The 17,148-nt window shown below is 71.4% G+C and carries 15 protein-coding genes and 1 pseudogene; 10 read left to right on the forward strand and 6 right to left on the reverse strand.

The features are described from left to right. Positions 1–57: 57 nt before the first annotated feature. Positions 58–2,136, reverse strand: coding sequence for a S46 family peptidase (locus tag OV427_RS14875; protein WP_267856765.1), 2,079 nt, complete (start codon positions 2,134–2,136; stop codon positions 58–60). 133 nt (positions 2,137–2,269) lie between these two features. Between OV427_RS14875 and OV427_RS14880 the strand changes: the two genes are divergently transcribed. Then, positions 2,270–3,409 carry an esterase/lipase family protein gene (locus OV427_RS14880; RefSeq protein ID WP_267856766.1) on the forward strand — a complete coding sequence of 380 codons (1,140 nt, stop codon included), beginning with the start codon at positions 2,270–2,272 and terminating at the stop codon, positions 3,407–3,409. Between the two features lie 4 nt (positions 3,410–3,413). Here OV427_RS14880 and OV427_RS14885 read toward each other — a convergent pair whose 3' ends face one another. Next, a complete protein-coding gene (locus OV427_RS14885) occupies positions 3,414–4,895 on the reverse strand; it encodes a PLP-dependent aminotransferase family protein (RefSeq protein ID WP_267856767.1) in 1,482 nt (493 codons plus the stop codon). Positions 4,896–5,037: 142 nt separating this feature from the next. Between OV427_RS14885 and OV427_RS14890 the strand changes: the two genes are divergently transcribed. Then, on the forward strand, positions 5,038–5,493 hold the full coding sequence (locus OV427_RS14890) for a rhodanese-like domain-containing protein (protein WP_267856768.1): 456 nt from the start codon (positions 5,038–5,040) through the stop codon (positions 5,491–5,493). An 807-nt stretch (positions 5,494–6,300) separates the two neighbouring features. Here OV427_RS14890 and OV427_RS50795 read toward each other — a convergent pair. Both OV427_RS50795 and OV427_RS14895 read right to left on the reverse strand, forming a co-directional pair. After that, a pseudogene (locus tag OV427_RS50795) lies at positions 6,301–6,459 on the reverse strand (helix-turn-helix domain-containing protein); the annotation flags it as partial. Between the two features lie 236 nt (positions 6,460–6,695). After that, the gene (locus tag OV427_RS14895) at positions 6,696–7,817 is read right to left on the reverse strand and encodes a ferrichrome ABC transporter substrate-binding protein (RefSeq protein WP_267856769.1); all 1,122 of its coding nucleotides are present in this window, start codon (positions 7,815–7,817) and stop codon (positions 6,696–6,698) included. A gap of 338 nt (positions 7,818–8,155) precedes the next feature. On the opposite strand from OV427_RS14895, the gene OV427_RS14900 reads away from it, so the two are divergent. Then, entirely contained in the window at positions 8,156–9,961 is a 1,806-nt protein-coding gene (locus OV427_RS14900) for a hypothetical protein (RefSeq protein WP_267856770.1), read from the forward strand. On the opposite strand, the gene OV427_RS14905 is transcribed toward OV427_RS14900, so the two are convergent. Next, positions 9,955–10,446: a DUF4442 domain-containing protein gene (locus tag OV427_RS14905; RefSeq protein WP_267856771.1), complete on the reverse strand. Its 492-nt coding sequence runs from the start codon at positions 10,444–10,446 to the stop codon at positions 9,955–9,957. The two genes, OV427_RS14900 and OV427_RS14905, sit on opposite strands and share 7 nt — an antisense overlap. A 157-nt stretch (positions 10,447–10,603) precedes the next feature. Between OV427_RS14905 and OV427_RS14910 the strand changes: the two genes are divergently transcribed. From OV427_RS14910 to OV427_RS14940, 7 genes are all read left to right on the forward strand, one after another. Beyond that, on the forward strand, positions 10,604–11,995 hold the full coding sequence (locus OV427_RS14910; protein WP_267856772.1) for a flavin monoamine oxidase family protein: 1,392 nt from the start codon (positions 10,604–10,606) through the stop codon (positions 11,993–11,995). Between the two features lie 94 nt (positions 11,996–12,089). Further along, positions 12,090–12,632, forward strand: coding sequence for a DNA starvation/stationary phase protection protein Dps (dps, locus tag OV427_RS14915; protein ID WP_267856773.1), 543 nt, complete (start codon positions 12,090–12,092; stop codon positions 12,630–12,632). A gap of 117 nt (positions 12,633–12,749) precedes the next feature. Further along, positions 12,750–13,592 carry an SDR family oxidoreductase gene (locus OV427_RS14920; RefSeq protein WP_267863427.1) on the forward strand — a complete coding sequence of 281 codons (843 nt, stop codon included), beginning with the start codon at positions 12,750–12,752 and terminating at the stop codon, positions 13,590–13,592. Next, positions 13,589–14,218: a glutathione S-transferase family protein gene (locus OV427_RS14925; RefSeq protein WP_267856774.1), complete on the forward strand. Its 630-nt coding sequence runs from the start codon at positions 13,589–13,591 to the stop codon at positions 14,216–14,218. The genes OV427_RS14920 and OV427_RS14925 overlap by 4 nt, the downstream gene beginning before the upstream one ends. A 77-nt stretch (positions 14,219–14,295) precedes the next feature. Continuing rightward, complete coding sequence (locus tag OV427_RS14930) at positions 14,296–14,799, forward strand: hypothetical protein (RefSeq protein ID WP_267856775.1); 504 nt, start codon at positions 14,296–14,298, stop codon at positions 14,797–14,799. A gap of 68 nt (positions 14,800–14,867) precedes the next feature. Continuing rightward, positions 14,868–15,407: an inorganic diphosphatase gene (locus tag OV427_RS14935; protein ID WP_267856776.1), complete on the forward strand. Its 540-nt coding sequence runs from the start codon at positions 14,868–14,870 to the stop codon at positions 15,405–15,407. Then, positions 15,408–16,310 carry a CHAD domain-containing protein gene (locus OV427_RS14940; protein ID WP_267856777.1) on the forward strand — a complete coding sequence of 301 codons (903 nt, stop codon included), beginning with the start codon at positions 15,408–15,410 and terminating at the stop codon, positions 16,308–16,310. A gap of 8 nt (positions 16,311–16,318) precedes the next feature. On the opposite strand, the gene OV427_RS14945 is transcribed toward OV427_RS14940, so the two are convergent. Next, positions 16,319–17,074, reverse strand: a complete 756-nt coding sequence (locus OV427_RS14945) for a TetR/AcrR family transcriptional regulator (protein WP_267856778.1) — start codon at positions 17,072–17,074, stop codon at positions 16,319–16,321. Between the last annotated feature and the right edge of the window lie 74 nt (positions 17,075–17,148).

The following is a 17,148-nucleotide window of genomic DNA, read 5'->3' on the forward strand; positions in this document are numbered from 1 at the left end:
TTGAGAAAGCAGGAGGCCAGCCCGGGGAGCCGACCTCCTGCGTCCCGAGGCCGGAGCCTACTTCGCGGGCGGGGCGCTGGCGTCACTGGCGGCGCGCAGCTCGCCCACCACGCGGTTGGCGCCGTAGATGTGCTCCAGGGCGGCGAGGATGCCGTCCCCGTGCACGGCGACGGCGCGGTTCGTCTCGGGCACGTACGCGTACCGGCCGCCGAGCGAGTGCAGGTTGCCGTCGAAGATGAGCCCCACCACGCGTCCTTCCCGGTTCACCATGGGTGAGCCCGAGTTGCCGCCGATGATGTCGTTGGTGGTGGCCAGGTCCAGCGGCGTCCCGGCGGGCACCTTCCCCTGCGCCTTCATCCAGGAGTCCGGCAGCTTGAACGGCTCCTTGCCGGTGTGGCGCGCATAGGCGCCGCCGAAGGTGGTGAGCGGCGGCACGGCGCGGCCATTCTCGTCCCAGCCCTTCACCTGGCCGTGGTTGAGGCGCAGGGTGAAGGTGGCGTCCGGATAGCCGGAGGTGCCGTACACCGCGACGTGCGCCTTGGCGATGCGCTCGCCGTTGCGCTTGAGCACCGCCTCCACCGTGTCCTCGTAGCGCTTGCGGACCGCGCGTGCCTCCGCGTCCACCTTGCGCGCGAGGAGAATCATCGGGTCCTTCGACGCATCGACCGCCGCCTTGCCGCCCTCGAGCAGCGCCTGGCGCACCTTCACGTCGCCCAGCTTCGTGCCCTTCACCAGCGAGCGGGCGAGGTCCGCCGGCGCCTCGCGGCCGAGCACGAGCTGCACGAAGGGGTCATCCGCGCCCAGCGTCTCGCGCACGCGGTTGAGGCCGAAGGCCAGCTGCGCCTGCTCCAGCTCGACGGCGATGGGCGCGCCGCGCAGCAACTGCTGGCGCAGGGAGGGCAGCTGGGCCTCGGTGTACTCGCGCAGCCGCTCCGCGTTGGGCTTGGGCTGCTCGTCGGCGGCGCGCACCAGCTGCCGGGCCAGGGTGAACAGCTCGCCGGGGTACGCGTCTGCTCCCTCCTTCATCTTGTACTCGGGGAGCATGCGGCGGTACGCGTCGAGCGCCTGCGCCGTCTCCTCCCACGCGCCCGCGGTGGCGGCCTTCACCTGCGCGTTGGCGTCCACCTTCCTGCGCAGCTCGGCTTCTTCCTGGCGCTTGCGGCCGAGCAGCGCCGGGTCGGCCAGCGCCTGCTGCCGGCCGCGCAGCGCCTTGAGGCCGTTCTCCACGGCGCGCAGCCGCGAGCGCGTGGTGCGGTAGCGCTCGGGCGAGGTGCTGGCGAACTCGCGCAGCATGCCGCGCAGCTCCGCGAGCTGGAGCAGCGTGTACGGCAGGTTGACGTCACGCTGGAACTCCAGCTCGGCGACGGTGGCCTTGCGCTCGGTGCCGCCGGGGTGGCCGGAGACGAAGACGAGGTCCCCCTCCTTCGCGCCCTCCTTCGCCCACGGCAGGAAGTCCGGACTCTTCGCGGGCGCGTCGCCCTGCCACACGCGCAGGAAGGCCGCGTCGAAGCCGAAGCGCGGGAAGTTGAAGTTGTCCGGGTCGCCACCGAAGGCGGCCATGGAGAACTCGGGCGCGAAGACGAGCCGCACGTCCTGGAAGCGGCGGTACTGGTACAGGTGGTACTTCCCGCCGTTGAAGAGCGTCACCACGTCACAGCGCCGGTCCACGGAGGTGGCGCACTCGGACTCGGCCGCGGCCATCTCCTTCTTGAGCGCGGTGTTGAAGGCCGCGCCGGTGAGGCCCTTCGTCGCCGCGTTCATCCGCTCGGTGACGTCGGTCATCTTCTCCAACTGGTTGGCCTCCACCTTGGGGCAGCGGCGCTCCTCGGCGGGCGTCTTCGCCACGAAGCCCTTGGCCAGCAGGTCCTCCTTCGGCGAGGACAAATCCTCGATGCACTCACGGACACAGTGGTGATTGGTCATCACCAGGCCGTCGGGTGACACGAAGCTGGCGGAGCAGCCGCCGGCGAGCCGCACCGAGCCGAGGCGGACCTTGTCCAGCCATGCCTGCGTGGGCGCGAAGCCGTAGGCCTTCTTCACGGCCTCCGAGGGAAATGCGTCGTAGGTCCACATGCCCTCGTCCGCCGAGGCGGGGAGGGACAGCAGCAGGCCGAGTGCGAGCAGTCTGCGGTCCACGTGCGGTCGTCCTTCTGGAATGACTGGGAGTAGGAGACCCGTTCTCGTCATGAGGACAGGCGCGCGTCAACCACCGTGCGCGGGGTGCATTCCCGGCGGGGCTTCACGCGTCGCGTCAGGTATGGTGGGGGCAATGCCCGCGAAGCACCACATCTACCTCGTCCCCGGCTTCTTCGGCTTCATCAACCTGGGCGAGCTCATCTACTTCGGCCACGCGTACGACTACCTCAAGGCGGAGCTGGCCCGCCGTGGGGTGGAGTCCGAGGTGACGATTGTCCTCTCGCACCCGACGGCCTCCATCCGGACGCGCACGGCGGACCTGCTGAGGGCCGTGCAGGAGACGGCGGCCGGCGACGACGGGCCCATCCACCTCGTGGGCCACTCGACGGGCGGGCTGGACTCACGGCTGTTCGTCAGCCCCGGGGCACAGCTGGCGGAGGGGCTGGATTTGGAGCCCTTCGCGCAGCGGGTGCGCTCGGTGGTGACGGTGTCCACGCCGCACGCGGGCACGCCGCTGGCCACGTTCTTCATGGGCCTGTTCGGTCAGAAGATATTGAAGCTACTGTCGCTCTTCACGGTGTACGTGCTGCGCTACGGCCGGCTGCCGCTGCGGGTGGCGTTCCGCTTCGGGCACGTGCTGGCGCGCGCGGACGACAACCTCGGGTGGAAGCCCACGCTGCTGGACCAGCTCTATGACCAGCTTCTGGGGGACTTCTCCTCCGAGCGGCGGGACGCGGTGGCGAAGTTCCTCAGTGACGTGGGCAACGACACGTCGCTGATTCCGCAGCTCACGCCGGAGGGCATCGACCTCTTCAACGCGAGCACCCTCGACCGGCCGGGGGTGCGGTACGGCTCGGTGGTGACGCAGGCGCGGCCGCCGTCGTTCCGCACGCGCATGGCCGCGGGGCTGGACCCGTACGCGCAATTGACTCACACCATCTACGCGCTGGTGTACGGGCAGACGCAGCGGATGCCGCTGACGTCCCTGCCGCCGCACACGCCCGCCCAGACGGCGGCGCTGGTGCAGGCCTACGGGGCGCTGCCGGGGCCCACTGCGTGTGACGGCATCGTCCCCACGCGCTCGCAGGTGTATGGCCGCGTGCTGGCGGCGGTGCGCGCGGACCACCTGGATGCGATTGGCCACTTCGACCAGCCAGCGCACCAGCCGCCGCACGTGGACTGGCTCATCTCCGGCTCCGGCTTCCGCCGGCCCCAGTTCGAGTCCATGTGGAAGAGCATCGTGGACTTCCTGATGGAGGAAGAGGCGCGCTGAAGGCTCAGCCGTTCCGCGGTCGCGTGAGCATGCGCACGGCCGCGCGCAGTCCCGCGGGGCTCGCGCCGGAGAAGCCCAGCACCAGCCCCTGCTCCGCGTCGCGGCCCAGGTAGAGCGGCGACAGCCTGCGAGCCCCGAGCCGCTTCGTCTCCGCGCGCCGCACGACGTCCTCGTCCCGCGCGCCCGACGCGAGGAAGGTCGTCACGTGCATGCCCGCCTCCGCCGCTCCGGGGCGCAGCCACCCGTCCGCGTCGCGACGCAGGGCATCCAGCAGCGCGTCCCTGCGCTCGGCGTAGGCCAGCCGCATCTGCCGCAGGTGCGCGGCGTAGTGCCCGGCCTCCATGAAGTGCGCCATGGCCGCCTGGGAGAGCAGCGGCGCATGGCCATCCGTGGCGGCCCGCGCGGCGGAGAAGGCATCCACCAGCGCCTCCGGGACGACGAGGAACGCGAGCCGCAGCGAGGGAAACATCACCTTGTTGAAGGTGCCCGCGTAGAGGACGCGCCCCGCCACGTCCAGGCCCTGAATCGCCGCCAGCGGGCGCGTGGCGTAGCGGAACTCGCTGTCGTAGTCGTCCTCGAATACCCAGGCGCTCGCGGCCCGGGCCCACTCCAGCAGCGCCAGCCGCCGGGGGAGGCTCAGCGTCACGCCGAGCGGGTACTGGTGCGACGGCGTGACGTAGGCCAGCCGCGCCCCGGGCGCGCGACGCTTCCCCACCTCGACGCGCAGCCCCTCCGCGTCCACCGGCACCGGAAACACGCGGGCCCCCGAGGACTCGAATGCGGCGCGGGCCCCGAGATACCCGGGCTCCTCCAGCCAGACCGGGTCCCCTTCATCCAGCAGCAGCCGCGCTGACAGGTCCAGCGCCTGCTGCGTGCTGGCGAGCACGAGCACCTGCCGCCACGTACAGCGCACGCCGCGTGCCGTGCCCAGGTGGGCGGCAATCGCCTCTCGCAGCGGACGGAAGCCCGCGGGCTCCCCCGCTGTCATCGACTCCGGGCCGAGCAGCCGGGCCTGCCTCGCCACCGCGCGTCCCCACAAGCGCGTGGGAAACAGGTCCAGCGCGGGCAGGCACGGGGTGAAGGGCTGGACGTCGCGGGGCTCCGGAGGGAGCACGTCGCGCGACAGCCGCTGGCCCCGACGTGACAGGCCCGGACGCGCTGGGACGCCATTGCGACGGCCCGGCGCCGCCGCGCCGCTCCGGGGCAGACGCGCATGCTCGGGCAGGGCCACCACGCTGCCGGAGCCCACGCGCCGCGCCAGGAAGCCCTCCGCGTCCAACTGCGCGAATGCGCCCTCCACCGTGCCTCGCGAGACGCCCAGCTCGCGCGACAGCGTGCGCGTGGAAGGCAGGCGGCTGCGCGGCGCGAGCGCACCGGAGAGGATGGCCTCTCGGAGGCGCTCGTAGAGCTGACGGTGGAGGGGCGCCCCTCCGCCCGTGTCCGGCTGCAAGAAGGGAAGTGGCACCCCGGCGGCCCGCTTCGGCATGGCGCCATGAAGCCAGGGCCTGGACCTTCAGGCAACCGTCGCCACCGCCATAATGGCCCATGCCCATGACACGAAATGGAGCTTCCCGCCGGACCACTCCGGGGGCACATTTCCCCGCGTCGAAGTCACTGGAGGTTTCGTCATGACCACTGCCGCCACCCCGTTCTCCTTCGTCCTCGAAACCCCGGCCGCCGCACCCGAGGAGGCGCGGCGTCACTTCCTCGCGAAGCTGTCCGTCGAGACAGACCCCGCCGATGTCCACCTGGACCTGGAGCGCGGCAAGAAGGGCTTCGTCGTGGTGGACGTGCGCTCGAAGGAGGCCTACGCCGAGCGCCACGTGCCCGGCGCACTCAACCTTCCCTCGCGGACCATCACCGCGGAGACGACGGCGCACCTGAACAGGGACGACGTCATCGTCACCTACTGCTGGGGTCCGGGCTGCAACGGCTCCACCAAGGCGGCCGCGCGCTTCGCCGCGCTGGGCTTCCGCGTGAAGGAGATGATTGGCGGCATCGAGTACTGGGTGAAGGAAGGCCACGCCACCGAGGGCACGGCCCCGCGAGGCGCCCCCGTGTACACGCATCGCGGCGACACCTGATTCAAGGCGCGAGACACGGCGGGAGGACGCGCCAGCCGTCGATTCCCCTGGCGCCGTCGAAGGCGCCACCGTGGGGCCGCCAGGCATCATGGAGGGAGGCTGGGTGGTACCTGAAGGAGGAGCATCCGTGCCCCGAGGCCCGGAGTCCGCGGCAGGCGCCAGGGCTCGCCAGAGAAACGCGGCCGAGGCGAGGACCTCGGCTTCAGTCACCTGCACGCCCTCCTCGGCCGGCGCGCGTACCAGTTCCATCAGCGCGCCCCATACCAGGCCCTCGCCCACGCGGGCGCTTCCAGGAGCCAGCGCGCCCTCACGCTCGCCCTGCTCCAGAATCTCGCGCACCAGCGCCCTCGCCGCCCTGCCGTGTGACTGCGGCCCCAGGGCGCGCGGCGCGCGAGGTCTGGAGGACTGGAGCGAATGCGTCCCCAGGTCATCTGCCCCGGGGCCGTCTGGCGCATACGGCTCCAGGACATCTGGCTCGGAGTCATCTGGGGCATACGCCTCCAGCGCCTCGGGCCCGAAAGCCTCGGGCGCATGCGCAGCGGGAGCGTCGGACGGGAGTGGCCCGAGGGAGCGCGGCACATACGGCGTGAGAGCGTAGCGCGCATGAGGTCCAGGGACCTGCGGGTGCCAGTGCAGGAACGTGAAGGCGAAAAGGCCGGGTTCATCCAGGGCCGCACCGACCAGCTCCCACCAGAAGGAGAAGAAGGCCTGGCGGAAGTCCACGCCCTCCCTGCCGTGCTCACACTCGAAGCCGCTGCGCGCCCGGATGCACAGGGCACTCTCCGCGAAATCCCGCACCGCCAGCGCGAAGCCATGCTTGCTGCCGTAGCGCCGGTAGAGGGTGCCCACCGACATGCGCAGCGCCCGGGCCAGCTCCGAGGCCTGCACGTGCTCGTACCCCCGACGCGCCAGCAACACCGCCGCCTCGCACATGGCGTCGGCGCGCATCTGCTCCAGAATCCCCATTCCCCTTCCCCTTACCCCGCCCCCGCGGGCGACCGACGGCTGGAAGGAACGTTCCTTCCACGCGCTCCTGTCTACCGGGTAGGTCTGACATGGAGGGGCAACCGGTGGCGGAGGCCTGGGCGGGAACAGCTCGCGACGCTGGCACAGGCACGGCGTGTTCCACGTCTCACCACCTGTGTGGACCGTGAGAACTCGAGAGCCCCGCAGCCCGGCGCGGGCCTCCTTCGAGCCCTGGGTCAGTAGACGCCAATCAGGTGGATCTGCACCCTGGGGTTGCCGAGGAACTCCTTCAACCGCCACCGGCTCCGCATCCCGTCGTCGTGGATGCCCACGCCGCCGTCGCTGGGGGCGTCTGCCTGGGCGAGGGCCTCGCGGAGCTGGGAAACGGCCCACTCGTCGAACTTCGGGTCGCCGGAGCCTTCAATCACCTGCAGGTCCAGCACCTTCCCGTCGCGGGCCTGGCGGACCTCGACGACGGCGGCGAGCGCCAGGATGGGCTCGGTGACGTCTACCATGAACATGTTCGCGGCGCGTCCCGCCTCCACGGCGGCCTGGAACCGGTTGCGCTGCTCCAGGCGATGGTCGCGCTCCTTCGGGGCGTAGGGGCTGCCCGTCTTGCCAAAGCGCTCGATGGCCTCCACCTGCTCGCGCTTCATCCGCGAGGCGAGCACCTTCAGGTCCGGCGGCGGTGGATTGACCAACTCCTTCGAGAAGTCCTTCTGCAGCTTCGCGAAGTACGGCGAGGGCGCCCCGCTCTCCGCGCGCGCCGACGCCAGCGAGTCCTTGGCCCAGCCATCCACCTTCTCGCGCGCCTCCTCCGCCTGCTGCCGCGCGATGACCTTCGGGTCGGGCACCTCTCCCGTGTTGCGCAACGTCCGTCCCGTCGAGGGTGGCTTTCCCGTCAGCCCCTCACCCAGCAGATGCCCCGGCACCAGGATGGGCCGCTCCGCCCGCTCTTCCGCGGGAGCATACGGCGCGTCCGACTTCGGGGGTTCCGCCTTCGCGGTCGCGTCGTCCTGTCCGGTCTTCGCTTCCGACGGCGTGTCCTGCCGGGAAGCGCCCGACTCCGGGGGCGAGGTCGCCACCTGGGGTTCCGGTGTCCCTGACTCCGATGGCGAAGGGCGCTCGGCCTGGTGCCGGGGAGGAGCCGTCACACGGCCGGGCGGCCGCACGGCCGCACCGGGAGCAGCCGGCGCCGTCGTCTTTGGGGGCGTGTGCAGGACTTCGAGCTCCACCACCTGCGTCGACGGCTGCTCCGGAAGCCGGGCGGACGGGACCCGCGACAGCGCGAACAAGAGCGCTGCGTGCAGGAGCACCGAGAGCAGCAGTGTGAGGCCCAGCCGGGAGCGACGCGACACAAGAGTCAGCTTGCCTCGCCGGGCCATCCGCGTGAAGCGCCCCGAGGTCCGGGTGTTGACCCGTCACGCCGTCCTGCCTGCCGGGCAGTTCCGCCGTCATATTGCGCCGCTCCCCGCAAGACATCCCCTGCGTCCCCGCCCGCTCCGAGGTACGCGAGCTGTCCCGACGATTCCCCAGACCCGGAAAGCCAGCATGGGGTCGGCCGCGGGCAGCCAAGAACCGGGCGCGGTCCGCGTCCACCGGAGGTGCCGCCTGGCGCCGGCCGCATGCGGTTTCTTGCGTGCCTCGAGCGCGGCGCCGGCCGCGTCCATGGGCAGTCCCGCCTAGAGTCAGCCGCATGCAGTCCTTGCTCCGTGTCCTGCTCGCGTTGCTCCTGCCTGCCCTGTCGTCCTGCGCGACTGGCGCCCCTCCCGCGGATGACGCGGGGGTGCCAGATGCGGGTGCGAGGCTGGAGGGTCCACGCGCGCTCCAGGTCCGCGTGCTCGGCCCCGACGGAGTGCCCCTTCCGGGCAGCCATGTGCAGGTCGTCTCCGAGTCGCTGGACGCCACCAACGTCTGGCTCCAGACGAACGACCGTGGAGAGGCGGGCCACGCGGCTCCCCCGCCCGGCCGCTATCGGGTGCTGGCCTTCTGGGTGGAGAAGGAACAGTTCCAGCGCTACGCGTGGCAGGACTTCGAATCAGGCCCCGGCACGGACGACCTGCGCATGGAGCTCCGCTTCCCGCAGCGCTCCGCGACCCCCATCTCGGGACGGGTGCGGAGGTTGGATGGGCAGCCCGTGGCCGGAGCCACGGTGGAGGCCTGGCAGCATTTCCCCTCCGTGCCGCTGGACGGAGACCTCCTCCGCAACACGTCCGCGCCTCGGGAGCTGGCAACGGCCACGACGGACGCCGAGGGCCGCTTCACGCTGGAGCCCTTTCGAGAGGGAGAGTACGGGCTCCACATCCAACACCAGGAGGGCCTGGGTGATGCCACGGCTCGAACGGGAGGCCCCGCGCCCGACATCGTGCTGGCCCCCCGCTGCGTGAGGAGCGCCGCCGGCCGCGTGGTCGACGAGCAGGGCACTCCGCTCAAGAGCTTCGAGGTGGGCTCGAGGCGCGTGCGCGACGCGAAGGGGCGCTTCCAGCTCGGGTCCACCTGCTTCACCCACATCGAGTCCGCCGGCTTCGTGTCCCAGGAACTTCCGCTCCTCGGCCTGAAGTCACTGCATGCGGAGCTGCCAGACATCGTGCTCGAGCGGGGACGCCCGCTCACGGGCCGCGTCGTGGGCCCGGATGGCAAGCCGGTGGAGTCGGTGGACCTCCGCGCGAGCTGGAATGGAGCCAGGGGCGGCGCCGACTCGACGAGCACGGATGCCTCCGGCCGCTTCTCCCTCGGACCGGTGCCGGTGGGCCGGGAAGTGGCACTCTGGACGAAGTGGGACGACCGGCTCCTGCGGCAGCGCATCCCCGCCGGGAAGGACGGGAAGGTCGAGGTCCAATTTCCCTCGGAGGACTCCCGCCTGGAGGTCCTCGTGAGGGACGCGCGGGGAGCGCCCCTCGCGGGCATGAACGTCATGGCGGAGGGCACGTGGGGCCTCCTCACCTTGCGTACGGACGGCGCGGGCCGTGCCGTCCACGGCGTGCCCGCGGGGAGCTACGAGGTCCGCGCCACCCACAAGCCCTCCATGCGCCGGGCGGGGCCGCGCGTCCCGTACCGCTTCGCCCCGGTGCGCGTGGAGGTCTCCCCCGAGAACAGCGCCACCGTCGTCGTCCAGGCCTCGCAAGGCGCCGGGCGGCTCCGAGTGCTGCTCCCCGAGTCGACGCACTACGACGCCATCTTCGTCGTTCCCGGCGCGCACGACTGGCCCGCCGACATCCCGGGCTGGGTCAAGCTCGTGGAGCACCCGCTGATCGAGAACATGAGCACGGACATGCGGGAGCAATACTCGGGGGGCATCATCTATTACGAGTCGCAGAACGACTTCAGCGAGCTGGTGCCGGGGCCCTACACCATCTTCGCCAGGAACCCGCGCGATGACGGCCCGGGCCTGCTCCTCTACCGCGAGGTCGTCCAGGTCGACGGCCGTGGGCGGCAGGTCGTCCAGGTCCGCTTCGAGGGTGATGGCTCGCGCAGGCTGCCTGAAGCGTCCACGCCTCAGTAGCGCTTGAGGACCGCGAGGAAGCGCGCGTCCGCGATGTGCCTGCCCTCGAAGTCCTCCAGCCGCACGGGCACCCACTCGCGGGCCTTGTCGTTCTTCTCGCGGAGGGCGGCGTCCAGCGTGGTGAAGAGCTCGGCGGGCGGCTCGCAGATGGCGCGCACGCCGCCCTTCGCCTTGGCGTGGAAGGACACCTCCACCTTGTCCACCAGCGCGTTGTAGCGGCCCGGCGGGAAGCGGCGGAAGAGCCACAGCCCCATCGTCAACTCCATCACCGTCACCTGCACGCCCAGGTACACGCCGCCCACGTGGTTGCGCGTGCGTCGCTTGAGGGGCACGGACGCGCGCGTCCTCGCGTCGGACGCCTCCTCCACCTTGAAGCCCATCACCGCCGACAGCGGGATGATGTTCTTCACCGCCACCGTCATCAGGGCATTCGCCGCCGCCGGCGACACCTGGCGCAGCCGTTCCACGAGGTCGAGCGCGAGCATGGCTCCTCACCATCCATCCACAACGAAGGGCCACCATCGTAGCGCCAGCACGGATGGAAGCACGGCCTCGAGTGGACCCCGGCACTCCATGTCCGGTGCGGGCACCCCGTGGCGCGCGCCTCTTGCGCCCGGCATAGAGTCCCGCCCCGGAGGGCACATGGACGCGAGCGGAGCGGATGTCGTCATCGTGGGCGCGGGGGTGGCGGGGCTCACCGCCGCGCGGGCGCTCTCGCGGACCGGGTTCTCCGTCGCCGTGCTCGAAGCCCGGGAGCGCGTCGGTGGACGCACGCTCACCCAGTCCCTCGGGGGTGAGGCCGTGGACCTCGGCGGCCAGTGGGTGGGCCCCCAACAGCGCCATGTGCTGCGCCTCGCGGACGAACTGGGCCTCAAGCGCTTTCCGCAGCACCACCAGGGCACCAAGGTGCTCGACGTGCGCGGGGCGCTGCGCACCTATCGCGGCCAGGTACCGTCGCTGCCACTGCTGTCGCTGCTGGACCTCCAGCGCATCATCTGGAAGCTGGACGGCCTGTCGAAGCGCGTCCCCCGCGAGCGCCCGGACGCCGCGCCCCGCGCCGCCGAGTGGGACGCCCTCACGCTGGAGGAATGGAAGCAGCGCCACGTGCCCACGTGGGGCGCCCGCGCCGCGCTGGACATCGCCACCCGCGCCGTCTTCGGCGCCGAGCCCTCGGAATTGTCCTTCCTCCACTTCCTCTTCTACATCCACTCCAACAACGGCCTCATGCCCCTCACCACCATCGAGGGCGGCGCCCAGGCCGAGCGCTTCAAGGGCGGCGCCCAGACGCTCAGCCTCCGCATGGCCTCTGAGTTGGGCGGAAGCGTCCACCTCTCCACCCCCGTACACGCCGTGCTCCAGGACGCGGACGGCGTCACCGTCACCGCCGGGGATGGCCGGACGTGGCGCGCGCGCTACGCGGTGGTCGCCGTACCGCCCGCGCTGGCCGAGCGCATCGACTTCGGCGCCGCCCTCCCCGCCGGGCGCCGCCGCGCCCACGCGGACATTCCCATGGGCAGCGTCATCAAGGTGGTGGCCACTTACGAGCGCCCCTTCTGGCGTGAGGCCGGCTTCTCCGGCGAGGCCGTGAGCGACACCGGCCCCGTGCGCCTGTGCTTCGACGACTGCGGCGCGGACGGCCACCATCCCGCCCTGGTGGGCTTCTTCCTCGGAGAGACGGCGCGCGCGTGGACGGGGCGTCCTCCGGAGGAGCGGCGGCGCGCCGCGCTGGACTCCTTCGCGCGCTTCTTCGGCCCCCAGGCCCTGAAGCCCACCGCCGTCGCGGACCTGGACTGGATTGCCGAGCCCTGGAGCAAGGGCTGCTACGTGGGCCTCCCCCGCCCCGGCACCCTCACCGCCATTGGCGAGGCCCTGCGCGCCCCCTTCGGCCGCGTCCACTGGGCGGGCACCGAGACGGCCCTCGAGGGCTGTGGCTACATCGACGGCGCGGTGGAGTCCGGCGAGCGCGCGGCCACGGAGTTGTCCGCACGGCTGGCCGCTCCCGGGGACGTGGGCGTCCGGGGCCGCGCCGTGTGAGGCCTGGCCGCCTGCCCTCCAGCCGTCGCGGCGTGGATTGGCGTCCCCCGGGGCCATCCCCACCCTTGGGGGGCCCTCTGGAGGAGGCCGGAACATGAACTTTCCCAGTCACGTGAATCTCCCCGCCGACGCGCGCGAAGAGCTCATCGATTCCCTCAACATCCTGCTGGCCGATTCCATCGACCTGCACTGGCAGATAAAGCAGGCCCACTGGAACATCCGCGGCAAGCACTTCTACAGCCGCCACGAGTTGTTCGACGAGCTGGCCAAGCACGCGCGCAAGCAGGCCGACGCGTTCGCCGAGCGCGCCGGCACCCTGGGCGGCTACGCCGAGGGCACCATCCGCCTCGCCGCGAAGAACAGCGAGCTGCCCGAATACGACTTGCAGGCCGTGGACGGCGACGCGCACCTGCGCGCCCTGGTGGACCGCTTCGCGCGCTACGGGGCCAGCATCCGCAACGGCATCCACCGCTCCGAGGAGCTGAATGACCCCGTCACCGTGGACCTGCTCACGCAGTCGCTGGGCGAGGTGGAGTTGGACCTGTGGTTCCTGGAGAGCCACCTGCACGGCGACGTGCGAGCCAACGCGCGCCGCGGCGCCGGGGAAGAAGCCGGCTCCCGGCCCCCCAACGCCTGACGGGCAATGAGCAGAAGGCACCGCCGCGCTCGCGGTTGGGCGAGCGCGCGGGCCGGCTCCGGCGTATAGAAGGCGTCCTCTCGCGACGGAGGACGCTTTTTGACTTCACAGACGCGGATGGACGGGAAGGTCTGCCTCATCACCGGAGCCTCCGGCGGCATCGGCCTGGAGGCGGCCAAGGCGCTGGCGGGCCTGGGCGCCACGGTGGTGCTGGTGGGCCGTGACGCGACGCGCACCGAGGCCGCCGTCAGCGCCGTGCGCGCCGCCGCCCCCGGCGCGAAGGTGGAGTGGCTGAAGGCCGACCTCGCCTCGCTCCAGTCCGTGCGCGAGCTGGCCGCCACCTTCAAGGCCCGCTACCCGCGGCTGGACGTGCTGCTGAACAACGCGGGCCTCATCCTCGACAACCGCGAGGTGACGGGGGACGGACTGGAGGGCACGATGGCCACCAACCACTTCGCGCCCTTCCTCCTCACGAATCTGCTGCTGGACGTGCTCAAGGCCAGCGCCCCGGCTCGCGTCGTCACCGTCTCCTCGGACGCCCACCGCGTCGGCAGGATGGACCTCGCGGACCTCCAGAGCGAGCGCGACTATGCCTCCTTCCGCGTGTACGGCACCTCCAAGCTGGCCAACATCCTGTTCACCCGCGCGCTGGCGAAGCGGCTGAAGGGGACGGGGGTGACGGCCAACTGTCTGCACCCCGGCGTGGTGCGCACGGGCTTCGGCCACAACACGAAGGGTTTCTTCCGCCACATCGTCAAGCTGGGCGCGCCGTTCATGCTTTCGGCGGAGAAGGGAGCGCGGACGTCCATCTACCTGGCGTCCTCGCCCGAAGTGGAGTCGGTGTCCGGGGAGTACTTCTACAAGTGCCGACCGAAGAAGGCGTCCTCCGCGGCCCGGGATGACGCCCTCGCGGAGCGGCTCTGGCAGGTGAGCGAGCAGCTCACGGGAGTGAAGGCATGATTGACCTGTACACGTTCGCTACGCCCAACGGGCGCAAGGTGTCCATCGCGCTGGAAGAGATGGAGCTGCCCTACAACGTCAAGGTGGTGGACATCACGAAGGGCGACCAGTTCAAGCCCGAGTTCCTGGCCATCAACCCCAACAACAAGATTCCGGCCATCGTCGACCACGCGCCGGTGGACCACCGGCCCCTGACTGTCTTCGAGTCCGGCGCCATCCTGCTCTACCTCGCGGAGAAGACGGGCAAGCTGCTGCCCTCCCACCCACGCGGCAAGGCCGAAGTCACGCAGTGGCTGATGTTCCAGATGGGCGGCATCGGCCCCATGCTCGGGCAGCTCGGCTACTTCACCCGCTTCAGCAAGGCGTACGTGCCGCACGCGATTGAGCGCTACCGCAATGAATCCAGGCGCATCCTCGGCGTGCTGGATGCGCAGCTCGGCCAGGGTGACTATGTGGCGGGCAAGTTCTCCATCGCGGACTGTGCCATCTACCCGTGGGTGGCGGGCGCGCGCGAGTACAACCCGGACCTCTTCCAGGGCCTGCGCAACGTCCCGCAGTACCTGCACCGCGTGGGCAGCCGTCCCGCCGTGCAGCGCGGCATGAAGGTGCCGGAGCTGAAGAAGTAGCAGCGCCCGGGTGCAGGGCGGGCGGGCAGGCGGGGCAGGCGCGGGGCAGCGGAAGGCCGGTGCGTAGCTTGAAGCGCATGATGGAACCGTCTGTCCCCTCGCGTCCCCGCCTCCTGCTCCGTGCCCTCGGGCCGGGGCTGGTGGGCGCCACGTCCCTGACGCTCGTCCACGAGGGTGCCCGCCGCGTGCTGGAGCACCCGCCCCGGATGGATGTGCCAGGCAAGCGCGCCCTGAAGAAGGGCCTCCGCTGGCTCGGCGGCAGGCCCGCGCACGGCCTGCGCCTGCACCGGCAGTCGCTCGCGGGGGATGCGTTGACCAACACCCTCTTCTACTCACTGGTGGCGCTGGGCCGGCCGAAGCGGCCGTACCTGCGCGGCGCGGTGCTGGGGCTGCTCGCGGGCCTGGGCGCGGTGGTGCTGCCGTCGTACCTGGGGCTGGGCCGAGGGCCCGCCCGCGCGCGGACGTCCACGTCGCTCTTCACCGTCGCCTGGTACACGCTGGGCGGGCTGGCCGCGGCGCGGGCCACACGCAGGCTCCTGGACGCGGCGCCACCCCTGGAGACGCATGGCCCTGGCTGGTAGGCCGCGCTCCTCGGGGGCGAGGGGTGGGTGCTTGCCCCGGGCGGTGATGCGGCCAACCTTGCCCGCATATGGTGACGGACCTCACCCGCCTGCCCCTGCGCGGGCAGAATGGCGCCTTCCACGTGGTCGTCGAGTCGCCTCGCGGCTCGACGGTGAAGCTGAAGTACGAGCCCACGCTGCGGGCCTTCTCCATCTCCCGGCCCCTCACGCGCGGGCTGCGCTACCCCTTCGACTGGGGCTTCATCCCCTCCACGAAGGGGCCGGACGGGGACCCGCTGGACGTCATGGTGTACTGGGACGACACGACGTGGCCCGGCGTGGTGCTGCCCAGCCGCGCGCTCGGCGTGTTGCAGGTGGACCAGAAGAAGCGCGGCGGCAAGCCCGGCGAGCGCGAGCGCAATGACCGCATCCTCGCCGTGCCCGTCTCCTCCACCCGCGCCGAGCACCTGCAGACCTTTCAACAGCTCTCCAAGCGCGAGCGCGAGGAACTGGAGCACTTCTTCCTCGCCGCCGTGCACTTCGAGGACAAGGACGCGCGCATCCTCGGGTGGGAGGGGCCAGAGGGCGCGGAGCGGATGCTGCGGCAGTACGCGCTCACGGAGGGCTGAGTGGCACACCCCACACCCATCCGGGGCCTGGGCCCCGACAGCCAGTTGGGACACGCCGCGCGGCGCATCCTCGCGGGCCGGCTCGCGGACGTGCGCAAGCCGGAGGCCGGGCTCGAGGACGGCGTGGATGACGAGTCCGTCCATGACATGCGCGTGGCGACCCGCCGCCTGCGCGCGGCCCTCCTGGTGTTCCGCTCCCTCGGGGGACTGAAGAAGCTGGAGCGCGACGTGAAGCGCCTCCAGGACGCGCTGGGGGGCGTGCGGGACTTGCACGTGCAGGCGGCCTGGCTGGAGGGCGCGGCCGGCAAGGCGGAGAAGGAGAAGCGCGGCACGCGCGCGGGCGTCCTCGCCCTGCGCGACGCGCGGATGGCCTCGCTGGACGAAAAGGAGCGCCTGCTGCGCGCGGAGCTGAAGCGCTGGGTGAAGCGGACGATTCCGCGGCTGCTGGAGAAGGTGGATGCGCTGGACGACAGCGCGCACCGCTTCGGTGGCCGGCGGGTGCGGAAGGTCCTGCGCGCGCGCGTGCGCACCGTGCGCAAGCGGATGGAGGCGTACGCGGACGCGCCGGACGCGGAGTCCGCGCATGCACTGCGCAAGGACTTGAAGAAGCTGCGCTACGAGCTGGAAATCTTCCAGCCGGCCTTCCGCCGGACGATGGACGCGATGCTGGAGGTACTCGTTCCCTTGCAGGACGGGCTGGGCGAACTGCACGACGCGGACGTGCGGCTGGAACTCTTCGAGCGGCTCGCCGCCGAGGCCGCGCCGACGGAGCGCAAGGCCGCGCGGGCGCTGCTGCCGCAGGTGCAAGATGAGCGCGCGGTGCTGGCGAAGGAGCTTGCGCGCGAGGTTCAGCGCTGGCACTCCGAGGAGATTCCCCGGCGGCTGCGCCGGATGCTCGCGTGACGGGAGCCCTACCCCACCGGCTCCGGAGTCACCGCCCCCTCGGGGAGTGGCCGCCTCGCGACGGCCGCTGCCTCCACCGCGGACAGCCCGAGCGTGCGCAGCACCATGGTGGCGGCTCGCTCCGGCACGCCTTCCGCGTCCAGACCGAGGCCACGGAGCAGCTCCGCCTGCGGCGCGCCCGGCACACCGAACTGCAGCTCCACGGAAATGGCGCCCAGGACGGTGCCGCCCACGGCGACGAAGGTCATCAACGGGTCGTCGGCCTTGAAGCGCCGGGCCTCGAGGCCCCTCTGGATGTCGCGCAGCAGGCGCTGCCCGAGGCCGCGTGACAACACGCGGGCCGAAGAGCCCTCGCGCATCAGGAAGCGCCCCCAGATTGGCTCCCGGCGCGCACGCCGGAGGGTGTGACGGATGGAGACCGCGATGATTTCCGCCGGGTCGGTGGTGTCCACCGTGAGCCGGTCGAGCGCATCGGCGAAGCCCTCGAAGACGGTGTCCATCACCGCGCCGTGGATGGCCTCCTTGGACTCGAAGTGGTTGTAGAAGGACCCGAAGCCGACGTCGGCGGCCTCCGTAATCTCGTTGATGGCCACCCCTTCCATTCCCCGCTCCGACATCAGCCGCAGCGCCGCGTCCATCAACCGCGCGCGCGTCTCACGCTTGCGGCGTGCGCCACGCGGCTCCTTCTCCGGCGGGACAACCTTCGCGGGCTTCGGGGACGGGCGCGTTCGCTGGGGACGCTTCGGGGCGGCGGGCTTGGGCATGGCTTCGAGCGGGCGGGCGGCCTCCAGCATAGCAGGCCGTCAAAGTTGACAAAGTCATCAGTTTTGACCAATAC

This window comes from Pyxidicoccus sp. MSG2 (genome assembly GCF_026626705.1).
Classification (GTDB): Bacteria; Myxococcota; Myxococcia; order Myxococcales; family Myxococcaceae; genus Myxococcus.